The sequence below is a fragment of the Peteryoungia wuzhouensis genome (assembly GCF_003205195.1).
Lineage (GTDB): Bacteria > Pseudomonadota > Alphaproteobacteria > Rhizobiales > Rhizobiaceae > Allorhizobium > Allorhizobium wuzhouense.
This window is the reverse complement of the sequence record NZ_QJRY01000003.1, coordinates 271,927-286,714: the sequence shown is the minus strand read 5'-3', so window position 1 is coordinate 286,714 and position 14,788 is coordinate 271,927. Positions and strand designations below refer to the sequence as shown.

General features: G+C 60.0%; 15 protein-coding genes. 5 read left to right on the top strand and 10 right to left on the bottom strand.

The genetic code is table 11. The features are described 5' to 3' along the window. Window positions 1-33: 33 nt before the first annotated feature. The 3 genes from DMY87_RS10505 to htpX all read right to left on the bottom strand — a co-directional run bounded on the left by DMY87_RS10505 (window position 34) and on the right by htpX (window position 4,248). Complete coding sequence (locus DMY87_RS10505; protein ID WP_110791248.1) at window positions 34-1,710, bottom strand: heparinase II/III family protein; 1,677 nt, start codon at window positions 1,708-1,710, stop codon at window positions 34-36. 196 nt (window positions 1,711-1,906) lie between these two features. After that, the gene (locus tag DMY87_RS10500; protein ID WP_110791247.1) at window positions 1,907-3,298 is read right to left on the bottom strand and encodes an RsmB/NOP family class I SAM-dependent RNA methyltransferase; all 1,392 of its coding nucleotides are present in this window, start codon (window positions 3,296-3,298) and stop codon (window positions 1,907-1,909) included. Next, window positions 3,289-4,248: a zinc metalloprotease HtpX gene (gene htpX / locus DMY87_RS10495; protein WP_110791462.1), complete on the bottom strand. Its 960-nt coding sequence runs from the start codon at window positions 4,246-4,248 to the stop codon at window positions 3,289-3,291. The genes DMY87_RS10500 and htpX overlap by 10 nt, the downstream gene beginning before the upstream one ends. Window positions 4,249-4,370: 122 nt before the next feature. On the opposite strand from htpX, the gene DMY87_RS10490 reads away from it, so the two are divergent. Next, entirely contained in the window at window positions 4,371-4,577 is a 207-nt protein-coding gene (locus DMY87_RS10490; RefSeq protein ID WP_110791246.1) for a DUF1674 domain-containing protein, read from the top strand. A gap of 40 nt (window positions 4,578-4,617) precedes the next feature. Continuing rightward, window positions 4,618-5,082: a thermonuclease family protein gene (locus DMY87_RS10485; RefSeq protein ID WP_245408884.1), complete on the top strand. Its 465-nt coding sequence runs from the start codon at window positions 4,618-4,620 to the stop codon at window positions 5,080-5,082. 42 nt (window positions 5,083-5,124) lie between these two features. Here the strand turns inward: DMY87_RS10485 and DMY87_RS10480 are convergent, their stop codons facing one another. Beyond that, window positions 5,125-5,871, bottom strand: coding sequence for a GntR family transcriptional regulator (locus DMY87_RS10480; protein WP_245408883.1), 747 nt, complete (start codon window positions 5,869-5,871; stop codon window positions 5,125-5,127). A 122-nt stretch (window positions 5,872-5,993) separates the two neighbouring features. Here DMY87_RS10480 and DMY87_RS10475 point away from each other — a divergent pair, with 122 nt between their 5' ends. Further along, window positions 5,994-6,680, top strand: coding sequence for a type 1 glutamine amidotransferase (locus DMY87_RS10475; protein WP_110791244.1), 687 nt, complete (start codon window positions 5,994-5,996; stop codon window positions 6,678-6,680). Here the strand turns inward: DMY87_RS10475 and DMY87_RS10470 are convergent. Beyond that, a complete protein-coding gene (locus DMY87_RS10470; RefSeq protein WP_110791243.1) occupies window positions 6,663-7,598 on the bottom strand; it encodes a LysR family transcriptional regulator in 936 nt (311 codons plus the stop codon). The two genes, DMY87_RS10475 and DMY87_RS10470, sit on opposite strands and share 18 nt — an antisense overlap. A gap of 123 nt (window positions 7,599-7,721) precedes the next feature. Between DMY87_RS10470 and DMY87_RS10465 the strand changes: the two genes are divergently transcribed. Then, window positions 7,722-8,654 carry a ring-cleaving dioxygenase gene (locus tag DMY87_RS10465; protein ID WP_110791242.1) on the top strand — a complete coding sequence of 311 codons (933 nt, stop codon included), beginning with the start codon at window positions 7,722-7,724 and terminating at the stop codon, window positions 8,652-8,654. Window positions 8,655-8,713: 59 nt separating this feature from the next. Continuing rightward, window positions 8,714-9,322 carry an alpha/beta hydrolase gene (locus DMY87_RS10460; protein WP_110791241.1) on the top strand — a complete coding sequence of 203 codons (609 nt, stop codon included), beginning with the start codon at window positions 8,714-8,716 and terminating at the stop codon, window positions 9,320-9,322. A 62-nt stretch (window positions 9,323-9,384) separates the two neighbouring features. On the opposite strand, the gene DMY87_RS10455 is transcribed toward DMY87_RS10460, so the two are convergent. The 5 genes from DMY87_RS10455 to DMY87_RS10435 form a co-directional block, all read right to left on the bottom strand. Then, window positions 9,385-10,401 carry a zinc-binding alcohol dehydrogenase family protein gene (locus DMY87_RS10455; RefSeq protein ID WP_110791240.1) on the bottom strand — a complete coding sequence of 339 codons (1,017 nt, stop codon included), beginning with the start codon at window positions 10,399-10,401 and terminating at the stop codon, window positions 9,385-9,387. A 79-nt stretch (window positions 10,402-10,480) separates the two neighbouring features. After that, window positions 10,481-11,452 carry an ABC transporter permease gene (locus DMY87_RS10450; RefSeq protein WP_110791239.1) on the bottom strand — a complete coding sequence of 324 codons (972 nt, stop codon included), beginning with the start codon at window positions 11,450-11,452 and terminating at the stop codon, window positions 10,481-10,483. 50 nt (window positions 11,453-11,502) lie between these two features. Then, complete coding sequence (locus DMY87_RS10445; RefSeq protein WP_110791238.1) at window positions 11,503-13,056, bottom strand: sugar ABC transporter ATP-binding protein; 1,554 nt, start codon at window positions 13,054-13,056, stop codon at window positions 11,503-11,505. A gap of 100 nt (window positions 13,057-13,156) precedes the next feature. Next, window positions 13,157-14,143 carry an ABC transporter substrate-binding protein gene (locus tag DMY87_RS10440; RefSeq protein WP_110791237.1) on the bottom strand — a complete coding sequence of 329 codons (987 nt, stop codon included), beginning with the start codon at window positions 14,141-14,143 and terminating at the stop codon, window positions 13,157-13,159. 189 nt (window positions 14,144-14,332) lie between these two features. Then, entirely contained in the window at window positions 14,333-14,779 is a 447-nt protein-coding gene (locus tag DMY87_RS10435) for an RbsD/FucU family protein (RefSeq protein ID WP_110791236.1), read from the bottom strand. Window positions 14,780-14,788: the final 9 nt, after the last annotated feature.

The window sequence follows — 14,788 nt, the reverse complement described above, 5'->3', positions numbered from 1 at the left end:
TTACCGAGAGAAGAAACCGTCACGAGGCCTCTGTCAGGCGTGATGGGCGAGAAACCAACGGATCTCGGGGCCTGCGAACCGGATTTCGAGCTGACGCGACGGGCGGATCCCCGAGACGTCGGCGAAAAAGACATCTTCCTCGACGGTCAATTCCCCGACCGGAATGGAGAAATCCCAGCTCTCGCCATCCGGAGCAACAAGCCTGACCTTACGTGGATCAACCTGCTCCAGCACGATTGAAGGATGGAGGTGGAATCTGGCAATCGCTTCGGCGGGGGGCAGATCCGGGATTGGTTGTCCATCGGATTGCAGCAGACGGTCGCGACCGGCGATTTTGGTTCCAGGCTGATTGATGCGGATTTCGCGTTCATGCAGCAGGCCGAAACGTTTGCCATAACCATCGTGACGCGCGGAGAGCCTGTCGCTACCATCCGGGCCGGACTGCCGATCGATATCGATCACGGTTGGGCCGCCTGTCAGGATCGGGCCAAGATAGTCCGATTGTGTCATCCTTGCCGAGGAGACATCGCCAATGGAGACGGTGCTGTGGGCCGCGGTGGTCCGGGCCAGCTGCCGCAGCTTCTCGCCGGCGAAGCGTGGCAGCCCGCTGTTGATAATGAAGCGGTTTCGACCGGACGAGAGTTCGAAGGAGAGGCAGCCGGCATGCGCTGTGCTCGACAATCTCAAGGAGTGCGGTTTTCCTGTGTCAACCAGCAGCACCGTGCCGCCTCCGGACAGCCGGTGATAGCCGCCGTGCGGCAGAGCCTTGAAAGGCTGGCCTGCGGTCTCGTCATACCGCAGGACGCTCATCAGATCGGTCGCGAGAGTGGAGCTTGCGCCGTTGAACAGCGCCAGATCGCCTCCGCTGTGGCGAAAGAAGCGCACGGCCGGATAGATGCGGTCGATCACCGGGATCAGTTTCTGCGGCAGATCGTGGCCGAGATTGATGTATGTCTGGCGCAGCGGCAAAAGATCGAAAAGAAGGTCGACACAGGCCTGCGGGTTACGCGACACATGCGTGCCGTCGGGCAAAATCTGTCGCTCGAGCTCCCGATCGAGTTGACGTCCGGTACGCCGCACGATCGATGATCTTGCTTCGGTCGAGACAGAGGCCATTGCAAGGGCAATCCGGGCCAGGAGACGCGGCAGGCCCTCAGGCAGGAAATCCACGCGGCGCTGCAGGTAGCGCACCTGGTGGCTCAGCGAGCCGATGAAACGGCGATAGAATCCGGCATCCGCTTCCTGCAAGACAACGGGTGAATGCGACAGCCAACTGATGATGCGGCGGGATACGACTTCTGCATCCCAGGCGATCCCGGTGGTGCGATTGCCGTGAATGCTGATCCATTGATCGACGATCCATCGGGCGTTGTCGCAAGCCATTGCCGTCTTGTCGGCTCTGATGTGGCGCAACCAACTGAAGCCGTGGAGCCGCACGGCGAATTGACGACTCGGAAGCTCAACTGAAAACGGAGAATCTTGCCCTGCATCGAGAACGCGGCCCGCCAACGGGTAGCGTCCCTGCAAGATCTCCTCCGCGACGAAGGGATCTACGGCACGCAGATCGGTCGGGGCAACCACAACCCTGTTCACGCGGAAGCCCCCGATGCCTACCAGCGGCGGGACGGCCAATGCCACCGCCTGCCGAGTCCGACGCCAGGTTTCGTCGAGATACAGGCCAATGAGTTTCCGACGGTCGGTTATCCGCATTCGTGTTCCTGTTACCGCAATCTTCCTGATCGGGCACTCCGTTCACCAGACTGGTGCGGACGCCAGGACTTGATGTGGGCGCTACGGCTAGACGCATCGCCGCTGGCGCCATCGTGGCTGACTTAGCCACGAAGCATGCTCCGGCAGTGCCGGAAATGCCCGCCGGTATATTCCAACAAGTTTATTCAAAGATTCGTTAAGTTTTAGCAATCACGCAGGCGTAGAAGCCGTCCAGGCCTCCTTTGTCCGCCAGCATTGCCGGGGTGGTGCGGAATTCGCCTCGTGGCGTAATCGCCTCTTCGAGCCCCCGCCAATTGGCGGGTTCTACCGGCACGATCCGCAGGTCTGGATGATCTGCGAGCACCTTGTCGATCAGCATCTCGCCCTCAATCGGGTCGATCGAGCAGTTCGAGAAAACAATCCGGCCACCCTTTTTCAGCAAGGTAATCGCATGGCGCAGCAACCGCTCCTGCAAGGTCGCGAGCTTGGCGATATCGGCACTGTCCTTGGTCCAGAGGACGTCCGGGTGGCGGCGGGTGGTGCCGGTCGAGGAGCAGGGGGCGTCGAGAAGAATTGCGTCGAAACCTTCTTCGTCTTCAATTTCCAGAAGGTTGATGCAGCGGGTCTCCGCTTGAAATTTCAGTCGCTCCAGGTTCGCAGCGAGCCGGCGTAACCGGGATTGCGACTGTTCAATCGCTGTCACCGTCGCGCCCGCGAGCACGAGCTGCGCCGTCTTGCCACCCGGTGCAGCGCAGAGATCGGCGACACGTTTGCCGTCCAGGCTGCCGAATAGTTGCGCCGGGATAGAGGCGGCGGTGTCCTGCACCCACCATTCTCCAGCCTCGAAGCCTTCCAGGGCCGTGATCGTGCCCTTGAAGGGATCGAGCCGGACGGTGCCGGTGGGGAGGACGCGGCCTCCCAACGTTTTCGCCCAGGTTTCAGGATCAGATTTGACGGTCAGGTCGATCGTTACCGGTTCCAGCTGGGCTGCGGCGATGGCGAGCGCATGGTCCTCGCCGTAGATGTCGATCAGCCGGTCGAGAAACCAGTCTGGCATGCAGGGAACGTCGGAGACATACTCAAGAAGCGCCTGCTTCTCGCGGCCGATGCGGCGCAAAATGGCGTTTACAAGTTTGGCGAAGCGGCGGTTGCGCGGATCCCGGTTTGCCTGCTCAACAGCAAGGTCGACGGCCGAGTGGTCGGGAATGTCGAGATAGAGCATCTGAGCGGCGGCAACGATCAGAAGATGATGCAGGGCGCGGGCGCCTTCCGGGAGAGGGCTATCGAGGAGTTCCTTCAGGATCAGTTCGATGCGAGGCAAATGCCGCAGCGCCGTCTGCAGGATGGCTCGCACGAGACTCCTGTCCGCATCATTGAGGGCGGTGAAGGCAGGATTGCCATGTTCTGCATCCAGCATCCCGTCCAGAGACGTCTTGCGGTCGATGACCGCGGCAAGAATGCGGCTGGCCGCCATGCGAGCGTCGAGACCAGGCTTCGCCTCAAGTTCCGGACGCTGGCGTTCACTGCCGCTCCTCGGTCCGTGACGCTTCGAATTCGGCTTGCCTGTGCTTTTGTCGTTCAAGACCACGGTCCCCTGGATGAATCGGTCGGCCCTCGACCCCAGCCTGTAGTGGGAACGGAACGCGCTTTGCGCGTTGCCTTAACAGCGGGTTCGGGCGACGTCGATCCCCTTGCGTCGATATCGGTCATTGCGAGCAAGGCCTCGATGCGGTTGCGGGTGTCTGGATGGGTTGAAAAGAGGTTGTCCATCCGCTGGCCGCTCAAGGGGTTGATGATGAACATGTGAGCGGTCGCGGGATTGCGCTCGGCATCGATGTTTTCGATATGGGATGCGTCGCCGGCGATCTTCTGCAAGGCGGATGCAAGCCATCGGGGATTGCCGCAGATTTCGGCGCCTCTGCGGTCCGCCGCATATTCGCGGGTACGGCTGATCGCCATCTGGACCAGCATGGCGGCCAGCGGAGCCACAATCATGGCGATGAGCACTCCAATGAACCCAAGCGGATTGCGGTTGTCACGGCCGCCCGAAAACAGGAACGCAAAATTCGACAGCATGGAGATGGCGCCTGCCAATGTCGCCGTGATCGTCATCGTGAGCGTATCGCGGTTCTCGATATGGGCAAGTTCGTGGGCCATAACGCCTGCGACTTCTTCAGGTGTCAGGCGCTGCAGAAGCCCTGTCGATGCCGCCACCGCAGCGTTTTCCGGGTTGCGGCCGGTCGCGAAGGCGTTGGGCTGAGGGCTGTCAAACACATAGACCTTCGGCATCGGCAGACCCGCCTTGGCGACAAGGTCTCGCACCAAGACATAGAATTCCGGTGCCGTGCGTTCATCAACCTGCTGGGCGCGGTAAGCACGCAGGACCATGCTGTCGGAATTCCAATACGAAAAGAAATTCATGCCCGCTGCGACCAGAAAGGCGATCATCATGCCGCCACGGCCGCCGATCAGGAAGCCAACCCCCATGAAGAGGGCTGTCATGAAAGCGAGCAGCATCGCAGTGCGCATGGTGTTCATGTGAAAGTCCTCCGGCGGATGATGCGGCAACGCGAACATTGCCGTTTTCGCCTTTTGATTTAAAAAGCGGATGCTCCAATTTCAATGCAGGAGCGGAAATAGCGCATCCGAGGTTGTTTACCATGCAAGACGAGCAAGACAGTACACCGCCCGTTGAAGAGGCGACACGCGCATTGAGCCCGGCGGCTCTGCGGGCGCTGGCGGAAGCGGAGAAGCGCCGCAAGAACACAGAGCAGGCGCAGCCCGCTCCGGAGATCGGTGGCCGCGGCGGCGCGGATCCTGCTCGTTTCGGCGACTGGGAGATCAAGGGTCGCGCGATCGACTTCTGATAAGAAAAAATACCTATTGAACTTGGTAATATTCGGGAATATGTTCCTTTTTATGGGCAAATTCTCGGTTTCTGCGATTTATTTCCTGATCCTCGGCTTCGGAACCAGTTCTGAAGCCGCAACTCGTTTCATTGATGGCCCTGTGGAGGCCCAAGTGATCAGGGTAATCGATGGTGATACCGTCCTAGTCGACGCGATGCCCTGGCCGGATCATCACATCAGCACCTATGTACGCCTGCGCGGTATCGATGCACCTGAGCTTAAGTCCAAATGTGCAGCATTTCGAAATGCTGCGCGGCAGGCGCAAGAGCAACTGATGACTTTAATGGTGGGACAACCACGGGTGACGCTGACGGCAATCTCCGGTGACAAATATTTCGGACGTGTGGTCGCTGATCTCAATCTCGACGACGGCAGACGTCCCGCAGATCTTCTTCTCGAAGGCGGACTGGTGGAGCCGTATCACGGCAAGACGAAGTCCAAGCGGCCCTGTCCGGATTCATGAAGGCGGGTGAATTACGTGCCCGTCCAGTCCATACCCAGCCATCTAAACTTTCGGCGAGATCGCGCCGTCATTGAGAAAGTGGCGTCCGAGGTGGCCGATCCCATCCTGGATATCGGCGATGATTGCAGCTTTCAGGGCGCCGGCATCCCTGAATCTGATCGCTTCCATCGCCTCGGCGTGCCGGTCGATCCTGTAGCTTTCTTCCAGGTTCGCGGTTGCGAGGCGCATGAAGGGTCCGAGGCGCAGCCAGACGGATTCCATCAGGTCTATGAGGACCGTGCCGGCTTTGGGTTCGTACATTGTCCGGTGAAAAGCGAAATTCAATTCGGTGGAACGCAGCAGGTCATCTGCGGCATAGGCGTCGCCGATATCAGAATCAATCTTTTGAAGAAGAAGAAGGCGATCTTCGTCGATATGCGGCAAGGCTCGCTCAGCAGCGAGGGGCTCCAGCGCCAGGCGTGCTGCGATGATTTCCTCGAATTTGGCCGGCGTCATGCGGGGTACGCGGACGCGGCGGTTGTCCAAATGTTCAAGTGCGCCTTCGGCCACCAAGCGATGCAGCGCTTCACGGACAGGCATGGTGCTCACACCGAGGTCGGCCGCGACACCTTGCATCGTGATGGCCAGGCCCGGTGCTACAGCGCCGCACATGACGCGCGCGCGCAATGTCCGGTAAACTCGTTGCTTGACCGATTCCTCCGTCTTGCGATCGCCTGCTACCATTTCGTGTTCAGATCCGTGCTTGAATGCCATCTCTATAAAGGGCTGGCGAAGCGTTGATACAAGCATATTTTACCTTGTCCCCATTGCTTCCCTTGAAATTTGATCAAACTCGCATTTGTTATAATTATCAGGCATAGCGCTGCTTCGCTGCGCGTGGGAGATGCCCCGACCAGGGCCAAGGATCAAAGATGACAGAAAAGACCATCGGCATTCTCGTAACCGGCCACTCTCCGGCCGAGTTGGCAGAGACCTACGGCAACTATGCCGACATGTTCGCTCGGCTGCTGGGCGGCTTCGATTTTGCCTTCAAGCGCTACTTCGTGGTCGACGGAGAATTTCCTGCGTCACCACGGGACGCCGATGGTTGGCTGCTGACGGGCTCCAAGTTTGGCGTTTACGAAGATCACGACTGGATCCGCCAGCTTGAGGGTTTCATTCGACAGGTGCATGCCGAGAAAGTGCCCATGGTGGGGATCTGTTTCGGCCACCAGGTGATGGCCAAGGCGCTCGGTGGTCATGTCGAAAAGTTCAAGGGCGGCTGGTCTGCCGGTCCCGTGTCCTACAAGCGGTCCGACCTCGACGAAGAGCAGGTCCTGCTGGCTTGGCACCAGGATCAGGTTCTTCGTGTGCCCGATGGCGCCGAAGTGGTCGGTAAGACCGATTTTTGCGAGAATGCTGTTATCCGCTATGGCGATTGGGGCCTCTCCTATCAGCCGCATCCGGAGTTCTCGCCACGCTTTTTCGAAGGCCTTGCGGAGGCCCGCAAGTCTGCCATTCCTGAGCCGCTTTTCGAGCGGGTCAAGAAGGTTGACGTGCCGATCGCAACCGATCGGATCGCTCGAGAGATTGGCGAATTTTTATCCCGTGACCGGTGATGGAGCTGAGCGCGGTTGTTCGCCGTCCCAGCTTTCCTTGATGAAGGCTTCGAAGAAGTCCGAAAAGGTCGCGACCCTAAGGGGTAACTGCTCATAGGGCGGGTAGTAGAGCGTCAGCCAAATTTCCGGTGTGCTCCATCCCGGCAACACTTCGACCAGTTTGCCCGCGTACAGGTCTTCCTCGACGATGAAGCGCGGCAGAAGCGCTATTCCCTCGCCGGCAACAGCGAGCCGGCAGAGGAAATCTCCGTTGTTGATCGAGAAACGGCCTTTGGCTTCGACCGTTCTCACCTGGCCGGGTCGGCTTAGCTCCCAGGTCTCAGTTTTTAGTTGGTCATGGTAGCTCAAACACTCCAGTGTCGTCAGATCCTCGGGCGTTTTCGGGGTGCCGTGACGATCGAGGAATGACGGGGAAGCCACAAGCAGACGCGACACGGGGCGGATCTTCCGCCAGATTGTCGATTTATCCGTCGGTGGACCCGAAATGCGGATCGCCAGATCGTAATTCTCCTGGACGATATCGATGAAATGGTCCGAGAGCTCGATCGCGACGCTGGTACGCGGATGGATGATCGAGAACTGCGACAGTACCGCCGGTAGAACCTTCATGCCGAGCGACATCGGCGCCGATACACGAAGGGAGCCTGCCGTCACCTTTTGAAGGTCCTTGGTCTCCTCCGTTGCGCGGGCCAAGCCTTCAACGAGAGGGGCGACACGGGCCGCATAGGCTGCGCCAGCGGACGTAAGGGAGACCTTCCGCGTGGTCCTCAGCAGGAGCTGAATCCCGAGCTGATCCTCGAGTGTGGAGATGGTGCGTGTGACCGAGGCTGGAGTCATGCCGAGAAGGCGCGCCGCCGCGCTGAAGCTGCTTTGGTCAGCGACAGTCAGAAAGGTCCTGATGGCTTCGAGTTCGCCCATCGGATTGTTGCTCCCAATGAAATAATATCCGCAATATTACAGCTATTCTCAACCGAAAAGCCATTACCCATATTCGATCCAACAGAACAAAGCCGGCGTGATTGCCGGGAAAGGATCAGAGCCATGCTTACCCAGATCAAAGGCCTGCACCACGTTACCTCGATGGCTGCAGATGCCCAGGAAAACAATGACTTCTTCACCAAGACGCTCGGTCTGCGCCGCGTCAAGAAGACCGTCAACTTCGACGCTCCCGATGTCTATCACCTGTATTATGGCGACGAAGTCGGTAATGCGGGATCGGTCATGACCTATTTTCCATTTGCCAACATGGGCAAGGGTGGTCGCGGAGCGGGTGAAGTCTCTGAGACCGTGTTCTCGGTGCCGAAGGGCACACTCGGCTTCTGGCAGGAGCGCCTGTCGAAGGAAAGTGTGAAACAGCTCGGCTCCTATTCGCTCTTCGGGGAAGACCGTCTGCGCTTTGCCGGTCCCGATGGTGACGGTTTTGCTCTCGCGGAAGTCGATGGTGACAACCGTCTTCCCTTCGCGGGTGGCCCGGTTGCGGTATCGGAAGGCATTCATGGCTTCCGCGGCGTGACCATGCGTCTTCGCGATGAAGGTGCCACCGGAGAACTCCTGACATTCATGGGCTATCAGCCGATCGACAGGCAAGGCGAATTCATCCGTTATGCCGTACCTGGCGGTAACGGTGCCGACTATATCGATCTCGAAGTTCTGCCGGGTGCTTCGCGTGCCATGCAGGGTGCCGGTTCGGTCCACCACGTCGCGTTTGCAGTCGAAGACCGCGCGGCGCAGCTCGAAGTGCGAAAGGCCCTGCTCGATACGGGTTACCAGGTGACACCGGTCATCGACCGTGACTACTTCTGGGCGATCTATTTCCGCACGCCGGGCGGCGTGTTGTTCGAAATCGCCACCAACGAACCGGGGTTCAACCGCGACGAAGACACCGCCCATCTCGGCGAGGCGCTGAAGCTGCCGACCCGCTACCAGCCGCATCGCTCGCAGATCGAGGCCCATTTGCCCCCGATCCACGACTAATCGCACACGGCGGACGATGCCTGAATTCAAGGCATCGTCTCTGCCGCGGAGGAACTCTCATGGCAATTGACAGCTATATTCACCATTCTCAGGCCCCGCAGGGAGCCGCACCCCTCGTTTTCACCTTCCATGGTACAGGTGGAGACGAAAACCAGTTTCCGGGGCTGGTGAACCGGATCCTGCCGGAGGCAGGCATTGTCTCGCCGCGCGGAGATGTCTCGGAATACGGGGCTGCCCGCTTCTTCAAACGTACCGGGGAAGGCGTCTATGATATGGCCGATCTCGCCCGGCGGACCGTCCAGATGGCGGCCTTCGTCCGCGCCCACAAGGAGAAGCACCCGGGTCGACCGATTTACGGCCTCGGTTATTCCAACGGCGCCAACATTCTGGCTTCCGTCTTGTTCGAGGCACCAGAACTCTTCGACCGAGTCGTGCTGATGCACCCGCTCATCCCGTTCGATCCTCCGGCGCAGCCGGGGCTTTCGGATGTTGCGGTGCTCGTGACTGCCGGCCAGCGGGATCCGATCTGCCCACTGCCTCTTACCGAGCGACTAGCTGGCTATCTGGGAGCGCAAGGCGCGTCTGTGCAGACATTCCTTCATTCCGGCGGTCACGAAATCTCGCAAGCCGAAATCGATGCCGTCGCGGGCTTCCTGCAGAAGGCGTGACATGTAGACTTGAACGCAAAAGGCCCGCAGCAGATCTGCGGGCCCTTTGGTGTCATTGAAGCTCACCCGATCTGGATCAAGGCCTTGATAAGGCCTGACTTCTCTCTCGCCCAGCGCGGCAGATCCGTTGCAAGATCCGGAAGCGTCGTGCGGTGGGTGATCAGTTGGTCGATCGGTACGAGGCCATCCGCAATCGATTTGCGGACATGGTCAAAGTCTTCGCGTGTCGCGTTGCGGCTCCCAATCAGCATCATCTCGCGCTTGTGAAATTCAGGGTCTGAGAAAGTGATGTCTTCCTTCACAACACTGACAAGGACGAGGCTGCCGCCATGGGCGACGAAACGGAAAGCGCGCTCCATGGATGCGCGATAGCCTGTGGCATCGAAGACCACATCAAAGCCATCCCCCCCTGTCAGTTCCGCGACTGCTTCCTCAAGCGTATCATCAGCCAGCAGCCCCGATGCAAAGTTCAGGCGATCTGCTGCCATCGCCAGGCGCTCGCGGCTTGTGTCGAGCAGCGTTACCGCGTGGCCGGCAATGCGGGCAAAGATCGCGGTGCCGAGGCCAATGGGGCCGGCGCCGATGACAAGCGTGCGTGAACCCGAAGGCGCCATGGAACGGCGAACGGCATGTGCGCCAATGGCCAGGAACTCCACCGTAGCGGCGGCTTCCGGCGATAGGTCGTCTGCCGGATAAAGATTGCCGGCTGGAACCGTGATCTCCTCGCACATAGCGCCATCGGTGTGTACGCCCAGCACGCGAATGTTGGTGCAGCAGTTGGGCTTCTCCTTTCGGCAGGCGATGCAGGTGCCACAGGCGATGTAGGGATTGACGATGACCTTCGTGCCGGCGGTCAGGTGAACGCCTTCCCCCGCTTCCAAGACCGTGGCCGAGATCTCGTGACCCATCACGCGCGGGTATTCAAGGAAGGGATGCTTGCCTTCGAAGATGTGGTAGTCGGTCCCGCAAATGCCGACATGGCTGATGGCGATGCGCGCTTCACCCGCTTTCGGGTGCGGCGCCGAATCGCGATCGACGATTTCTAGACGGCCAGGTTCGACACACAATGCGGCCTTCATGCTGGTTCCTTTCGGCTGCCCGGCAAGGGTTCGGAGAAAATCGGGGATGTCATTCGCGACATCCCCGCCTCGGGAATTCTCACCGGCTTCCGCGACGGCGGAGCTGGTCGAAATAGACGATGAGGATGATCAGGGCGCCGGTGATGATACGTTGCCAGAACGAATTGACATTCATCAGGTTGGCGCCGTTGTTGATGGTCGCCAGGATGAAGGCGCCGAGAAGCGGACCCTGGACCGAGCCGACAGCGCCGAAGAGGCTCGTGCCGCCGATCACCGAGGAGGCGATGGCCTGGAGTTCCCAGCCCTCAGCCTGGGTGGCATTGCCAATCCCGATGCGTGAGGCGAGCAGGATGCCGACGAAGGCTGCGCAGGTCGAGGACAGGATATAGGCCATGTAGATGGTCCGGTTGACGTTCACACCGGATAGCCGCGCAGCTTCGCTGTTGGAGCCGACGGCAAAGAGATAACGGCCCCAGCGGCTCAGATGCAGGAAGACATAGGCCGGGATCGCCACCACGATGACCATCCAGAAGAGGCTCGGTACGCCCAGGAAATCGGCGCGGGCAAAGTTGGTGAAGGCCTCGTCACTGATCGAGATGGTTGACCCATTGGTGATCAACAGGCCGATGCCGCGCAGTGAGGTCAGCGTCGCCAGTGTTATGATGAAGGGTGGCAGGCCCATGCGCACAATGCCAAAGGCGTGGAACATGCCAATGGCAACGCCCATCAACAGCGTCAGAACGATGGCCAGCCAAACGGGCAGGCCGACAGAGAGCAGCCAGGCGATGATGACACTGGCAAAGCCGACCACCGCTCCGACTGACAGGTCGATGCCGGCGGTGATAATGACGAAGGTCTGGCCGACGGCCAGGATCGCTGTCATTGCGCCCTGACGCAGTAGATTGCTGATGTTATTCGGCGTCCAGAAGCTGTTTGTGGCAAAGCCGAGAAGCAGCCAGAGGAAGAGCAGAAGTCCGAGCAGCGTGAGGCTGAAGAGGATGCTCATGCCCCTCTTCGGTGCAACCTTGGTCTCGGTGGTGTCGATGCTCATTTCTGTCCTCCCAGTCGTCTTTTCATGTCTTTGTGTTCGGAGATCTCGTCTCAGACGCCGATCGCCTCAGTCAGCACGTCTTCATGCGATGCAGTCCGGTAATCATGGCTCGCCACGAGTTTGCCCTGGCGGAAGACGTGAAGGCGGTCTGCCAATTCGTAGACCTCGGGCAGGTAGGACGAGATCAAGATGATGCCGGCGCCCTGTTTGAGGAGTTCGGCAAAGAGGCGGTAGATTTCAGCCTTGGTCCCGACGTCGACGCCGACGGTCGGTTCATCGAAGATGAAGAGGCGGGCGCCATGGCTCAGCCACTTGCCGATGACGATCTTCTGCTGGTTGCCCCCGGACATTGCCGAGGCGAGCACACCGCGTGTCGGGGTCTTGATCTTGAGGTCGTTGATCTGCTTGTCGGCATTGCCTGCTTCGAGCTTCGGGCTGATGGTCAGGCCCCGGCTCAGGCGGCCGAAAACCGGCAAATTGATGTTGAGGCCGATCGGCAGGTTCAGGCAAAGCCCCTGGTCGCGTCGGCTTTCAGGCGCCAAGGCAATGCCGAGGTCCATTGCCTTGCGTTCGGTGTCGATGGTGACCTTCTTGCCGTCCCAGAAGATGTCACCGGCTGTCGGCTTGTGGCGGCCATAGAGCCCGAGCGCAAATTCGCTGCGGCCAGCGCCGATCAGGCCATAGAGGCCGACAATCTCGCCTGAGCGGACGGCAATCGACACATCCGAGAAGCCTGGGCCGGACAGGCCTTTGGTCTCCAGGATGGTCGCGCCGATCGGCAGCTTTTCCTTGTGGTAGATCTGCTCGATCGAACGATTGATCATCAGGGAGATGAGTTCGGCATCGTTCGTCTCGCCGATCAGCCGGGTGCCGACATGGGTGCCGTCGCGCAGGACCGAGACGCGGTCCGCCAGTTCGAAGACTTCTTCCATGCGGTGGCTGATATAGACAATCGTCACACCTTCGGACTGCAGGCGGCGGATGAGGCGGAAGAGCTGGGCCGATTCCTGGCGCGTGAGGTAGGCGGTCGGCTCATCGAAAATCAGGAAGCGGATACCGCGCATGGCGGCGCGGGCTGTGGCGACGAGCTGTTGCTGGCCGATCGTCAGATTGCCGAGGGTTTCCCCGGCCGGTAGGTTGAAGCCTAGGTCGTCAAGGACATTCTGGGCGGCTGTCGTCATGGCACGCTTGCGCATGATGCCGCCTGATGACATCTCGTCGCCGAGGAACATGTTTGCGGCGACGGAGAGATGCGGGCAGAGAACGACCTCCTGGTGCACCGCATTGATGCCGCGCTGGATCGCCTCGTTCGGCGTAGCAAGCGCAACCGGCTTGCCGCACCAGCGGATTTCGCCTGAAGTGCGCGGAATGACGCCGGTCAGAAGTTTGATGAGCGTGGATTTGCCGGCCCCGTTTTCGCCGACGATGGCGTGGATCTCTCCGGCGAGGAAGGTGACGGTCGCGGGCTTCAGCGCCTCGACGGCCCCATACTTCTTTTGCAGGCCGATGAGCTCCAAGATCGGCGTTCCCGGCGGAATGCGATCGGTCTCCAGCAGTTCCGGCTGGCCGTCGTGCCGGTGGCTCACATCGTGCAGCGAAGTCATGTCATTCCTCCCGTCCTATGGCGAAAGCGGCCGGCGCCTCCTGCGCCGGCCGTTTCCGGTCCGGCACGCGCAGCAGGTGCCGCGCGTGCCGAGATCTCGATCAGTTGACCTTCGGGTTCAGAAGGGCGTCGATCTTCGGATCGGCCATATTGGCCTTGGTCACCAGGTTCGCGCCGGTGTCGACGAAAGTTTCGACCTTTTCGCCCTTCGACACGGCGAGAGCGGTTTTCACGCCGTCGTAGCCCATGCGGTACGGATCCTGGACGACTAGGCCTGCGAGAACGCCTTCCTTGAGGAAGCCGACGGTCTTCTCATCCGAATCGAAGCCGATGACCTTGATCTTGTCACCGAGCTTGTTTTCGGCGATCGCCTGGCCGACGCCCTGGGCCATGATCAGGTTCGAGGCGAAAACACCGACAAGGTTCGGGTTGGCAGTGATCAGGTCGGTCATCATGTTGAGGCCGGTGGTTGCCTGGCCGTCAGCATATTTGTCGGCGACAACAGTCAGACCCGGATACTTCGTCTTGATCTGATCCATGAAACCTTCACGGCGCTGATCGAGCGAGCCGACGCCCGGCAGGCTGGTGATGATGGCGATTTCGCCTTCTTCCTTGCCTGTTGCTTCCTTGATCGCCGCAGCAAGACCGTCAGCGGCGATGCGGCCGCCCTGGACGTTGTCGGTGGTCAAGAACGAGGTGAAGGCCTTGGAATCGGCGCTGGAGTCGATACCGATGATCGGAACGGACTTAGCGGCTTCATCGATCGGCTTGCCCAGCGCCTTGAACTCGGTCGGCGAGATGACGACGGCGGCCGGCTTGCCGGCGACGGCGTTTTCGAGAATGCTGATCTGGCCGTTGATGTCGGATTCAGATTGGGCACCCAGTTCCGGTACGCTGACACCGAGATCCTTGCCTGCGGCGCGGGCGCCGGCGAGCACGATCTGCCAGTAGAAGGACGTGGTGTCCTTGACGATGATCGGGATGGTCACGTCCTGGGCGAAGGATGCGGCCGGCATCATCGACGTCATCATTGCTGCGCCGGCGATCCCCATCAGGGCGCGGCGAGTCATGCTCTTCAGAATGGTCATTGTGGTTCTCCTCTCAACGCGTCCTGTTCCTCCGGTGAGATCGGCCCGCAGTACGCAACCAGGTCGATCTTTATCGATAAAAAACATTTTATCGAGGCACGCTACTCCAGCAATCTGGAGAATGCAAGGGGCAAAAGACGGCTCCTCCGAACCCCTCAGGCCCTGAAAATCAAGGCTTTCGCGCGCAGCTCACACCCTGTGCACTTCCTCCGGGTAGACGACGCCCTTCTTCAGGATAACGTTGCCGTAGATCCTCAATTCTGTCGTTGCGACGATATAGGCGGCTGTCTGCGCGCGTTCGTAAAAGGCGAAGCGTTCGAGACTTTCGAGCCTGAAATCGCCGGCCAACCGCGTGATCAGCGACTGGAATTCGGTGCAGATTTCGGGGACAGCATGCGGGTCGCCGACGACCTGCATGCGCCAGGCCGCATCTTCCACGAACTGGTCGAGCGGCATGTGAGCCAGGATCGCTTCAAGGACTTCCACAGCGCCGACGCCATCGGCACGGATGACCGGCGGACCGATGGTTGAGGCCGGGAAGTTGCCATCGGCAATGACGATCTCGTCTCCGTGTCCCATTGTGGCAATGGCGTGCAGCAGATCGGGACCAAGCAGGGGATGGATGCCTTTCAGCATGGTCTGCTC

Coding starts and splice junctions, on each gene's coding strand:
- DMY87_RS10505 (WP_110791248.1), bottom strand. CDS start 1,710: ATGCGGATAACCGACCGTCGGAAACTCATTGGCCTGTATCTCGACGAA.
- htpX (WP_110791462.1), bottom strand. CDS start 4,248: ATGAACACCATGCGCACTGCGATGCTGCTCGCTTTCATGACAGCCCTC.
- DMY87_RS10490 (WP_110791246.1), top strand. CDS start 4,371: ATGCAAGACGAGCAAGACAGTACACCGCCCGTTGAAGAGGCGACACGC.
- DMY87_RS10485 (WP_245408884.1), top strand. CDS start 4,618: ATGTTCCTTTTTATGGGCAAATTCTCGGTTTCTGCGATTTATTTCCTG.
- DMY87_RS10480 (WP_245408883.1), bottom strand. CDS start 5,871: ATGCTTGTATCAACGCTTCGCCAGCCCTTTATAGAGATGGCATTCAAG.
- DMY87_RS10475 (WP_110791244.1), top strand. CDS start 5,994: ATGACAGAAAAGACCATCGGCATTCTCGTAACCGGCCACTCTCCGGCC.
- DMY87_RS10470 (WP_110791243.1), bottom strand. CDS start 7,598: ATGGGCGAACTCGAAGCCATCAGGACCTTTCTGACTGTCGCTGACCAA.
- DMY87_RS10465 (WP_110791242.1), top strand. CDS start 7,722: ATGCTTACCCAGATCAAAGGCCTGCACCACGTTACCTCGATGGCTGCA.
- DMY87_RS10460 (WP_110791241.1), top strand. CDS start 8,714: ATGGCAATTGACAGCTATATTCACCATTCTCAGGCCCCGCAGGGAGCC.
- DMY87_RS10455 (WP_110791240.1), bottom strand. CDS start 10,401: ATGAAGGCCGCATTGTGTGTCGAACCTGGCCGTCTAGAAATCGTCGAT.
- DMY87_RS10450 (WP_110791239.1), bottom strand. CDS start 11,452: ATGAGCATCGACACCACCGAGACCAAGGTTGCACCGAAGAGGGGCATG.
- DMY87_RS10445 (WP_110791238.1), bottom strand. CDS start 13,056: ATGACTTCGCTGCACGATGTGAGCCACCGGCACGACGGCCAGCCGGAA.
- DMY87_RS10440 (WP_110791237.1), bottom strand. CDS start 14,143: ATGACCATTCTGAAGAGCATGACTCGCCGCGCCCTGATGGGGATCGCC.
- DMY87_RS10435 (WP_110791236.1), bottom strand. CDS start 14,779: ATGCTGAAAGGCATCCATCCCCTGCTTGGTCCCGATCTGCTGCACGCC.